Consider the following 2,680-nt stretch of genomic DNA (forward strand, 5'->3'; position numbering starts at 1 on the left):
CGACCGTCGCCTGCCCCTCGATGATGTCCCTGTGGTCGAAGGGCGGCACCATATGCGCGCCGGCGCTCTCCGCGAATTCGAACGCGGCGCGATAGCAGTCGTCGAAGAAATCGCCGACCAGCCTGATCTCGACGAAGTCGCCGCCGAACAGCCGCGTCTTGTCGATCTTCTGCTGCGGCGTCGTCACCGGCATGAACACGACGCCCTTTTTGCCGAAATGGCGGCAGACAAAGGCAAACCCCTGCGCATGGTTGCCGGCGGAAGCGCAGACGAACAGCTCAGCCGCATTGCCGGCGGCCAGCGCCTTGCGAAAGAAGTTGAAGGCGCCGCGGATCTTGTAGGAGCGCACCGGCGTCAGATCCTCGCGCTTCAGCAACACCCGGGCGCCCGTCTTCCTCGACAGATAGTCGTTTTCCTGAAGCGGCGTCTCCGGGAAGATCTGGCGGATGGCGGCGGCGGCCGTGGCAACGCGAGAAGAAAAACTGTTCATGGCAAATCGTCCCGAAGCGTGCTGGGCGGTTAATGTTAGCCTATTGCACATCCGGCCCCGCAAGGCCATTGTCCGCCTGCCATCAGCCTCGCCGCGGGGCATTCCCGGTATCGTTGCAAGCACTTGGAGGCGTTTGTTCATGCCTGTTGCGTCGGTCGCCCTGAAAACCGTGTCGCTGCCGGAATTCGGCGAGCCGACCCTGATGCCGCTCATTCCTCGCGCCACCTACGAGGCGCGCATCGAAGCCTTGCTGGCGCGCGGCGCGAAGGCCGGCCTCGATGGCTTCGTCGTCTATGGCGACCGCGAGCATGCCGCCAATGTCGCCTACCTTTGCGGCTACGACCCCCGCTTCGAGGAAACGCTGCTGGTCATCGTTCCCGGCAGGCAAGCAAAACTGCTGGTCGGCAATGAGGGCTGGGGCTATGCCGAGCTCTGCGACGGACCCTATGAGCGCATCCTCTACCAGACCTTTTCGCTGCCGGCGCAGCCGCGCGATCGTTCCGATACGCTGCCTGACATCCTTGCGGCCAGCGGGCTAAAGCCCGGACACCGGATCGGCGCCATCGGCTGGAAGCCGTTCGGCGCCGGCGATGCCGGCTTTGGGCGCACGACGCTCGACCTGCCCTCCTTCATCGCCGACACGCTGCGCGCGCTGGCCGGCGACAGGGGCGCGGTCGAGAACGCGGCCGATCTCCTGATCAACCCGGCTGACGGCTTGCGGGCGATCAACGAGGCCGATCAACTCGCAGCCTTCGAATTCGCCGCGACCTTTTCCTCGCAAGGCCTGCGCAACGTACTCCAGGGCATCGAACCCGGCATGACGGAGCTGCAGGCGGCGCGGCTGATGGGCATCAACGGCCTGCCGCAATGCTGCCACCCGATGCTGTCGGCCGGCAAGCGCGCGCCCTACGGGCTGCCGAGCCCCCGCCTCGACATCATCCAGCGCGGCCATCCGATCACAATGGCCTATGGCATCCAGGGTTCGCTCAACGCCCGCGCCGGCTTTCTGGTCGAGAGCGCCGCCGAGCTGCCATCGGGGATAAGCGATTATATCGAAAAGCTGGTCGCGCCGTATTTTTCCGCTGCCGTCGACTGGTACGAGACCATAGGCATCGGTGTCGCCGGCGGCGCGCTGTGGAAAGCGGTGCATCAGCGTATCGGCGACCCGTTCTTCGGCGTCTCGCTCAATCCCGGCCATCTCATCCATATCGACGAATGGATGCACTCGCCGGTGTCTTCCGGCTCCACGATCGAACTCAAGTCCGGCATGGCGCTGCAGGTCGACATCATCCCGGCAACCGGCAGCGCTTATTTCACCACCAATATCGAGGATGGCATCGCGCTTGCCGACGAGCCGCTGCGCGAGGAAATCGCCGCCCGCTATCCGGAAGCCTGGCGCCGCATCGAGGCGCGCCGCGCCTTCATGGGCGATGTGGTCGGCATCCGGCTGAAGCCTGAAGTGCTGCCCTTCTCCAACATCCCGGCCTTCCTTCCGCCGTTCTGGCTTTCGCGCAACACTGCGATGGCCGTCGCCGGGCGCTGACGAGATTTTAGCTGGACGCGACTTACTTCCGCCGCACTTCGCCTGCTGGGGAGATGTCGCGGAGGGTGGACGGCCCTTTTTGGGCTCGAATGGAATTTTGACGTGCGTTTGAAGACGATTTGCATTCTTGCGCTTGCCCTGCTGGTGGCAGGCTGTGGCGGCCGCAAAACCGAGGAACTGCTCGGCAGCGCCGTGATGTCTACGCCGGTGACGGAAATCGCCGGCAACCATTCGATCTTTATCGCCACGACGCGCAAGCGCTCCGACGACCCCAACAAGGTCTTCGACGGCGAGCGCTCGGCGACGCTGAACTACGCCCGCGTCAACGTCACGGTTCCGGGCATCCACCAGCCCGGGCAGATCGAGCGGCGCTCACGCGGCAAGTCGGACGACCCGGCGAAATATTTCATGGCCTCCGAGGTCGTCGGCTACGACACGCAGCCGAAATTCTCCAGTGCGCTCAGCGCCGACATCGCCGCGCGCGGCGGCCGCGTCATGCTCTTCGTCCATGGCTACAACACCGGCTTCGACGACGCCGTCTATCGGCTGACGCAGATTGCGCATGACTCCGGCTATCCGGGCACGCCGGTGCTGTTTTCCTGGGCGTCCGGCGCCAAGACCACCGACTATGTCTACGACAAGGAAAG

The 2,680-nt window shown here is 64.6% G+C and carries 3 protein-coding genes; 2 read left to right on the top strand and 1 reads right to left on the bottom strand.

Going from position 1 to position 2,680, the window contains the following annotated elements; genetic code table 11:
- Window positions 1–490 (bottom strand): pyridoxal-phosphate dependent enzyme (locus tag EN738_RS33230; protein WP_127287244.1); only part of this gene is annotated, 490 nt, incomplete at its 3' end.
- Between the two features lie 139 nt (window positions 491–629).
- Here EN738_RS33230 and EN738_RS33235 point away from each other — a divergent pair.
- Both EN738_RS33235 and EN738_RS33240 read left to right on the top strand, forming a co-directional pair.
- The gene (locus tag EN738_RS33235) at window positions 630–2,033 is read left to right on the top strand and encodes an aminopeptidase P family N-terminal domain-containing protein (RefSeq protein ID WP_127287245.1); all 1,404 of its coding nucleotides are present in this window, start codon (window positions 630–632) and stop codon (window positions 2,031–2,033) included.
- A gap of 102 nt (window positions 2,034–2,135) precedes the next feature.
- Window positions 2,136–2,680: alpha/beta hydrolase (locus tag EN738_RS33240; protein ID WP_127287246.1), on the top strand; the 545-nt coding region annotated here is incomplete at its 3' end.

Source organism: Mesorhizobium sp. M4B.F.Ca.ET.017.02.2.1, assembly GCF_003998955.1.
Lineage (GTDB): Bacteria > Pseudomonadota > Alphaproteobacteria > Rhizobiales > Rhizobiaceae > Mesorhizobium > Mesorhizobium abyssinicae.

Coding starts and splice junctions, on each gene's coding strand:
- EN738_RS33235 (WP_127287245.1), top strand. CDS start 630: ATGCCTGTTGCGTCGGTCGCCCTGAAAACCGTGTCGCTGCCGGAATTC.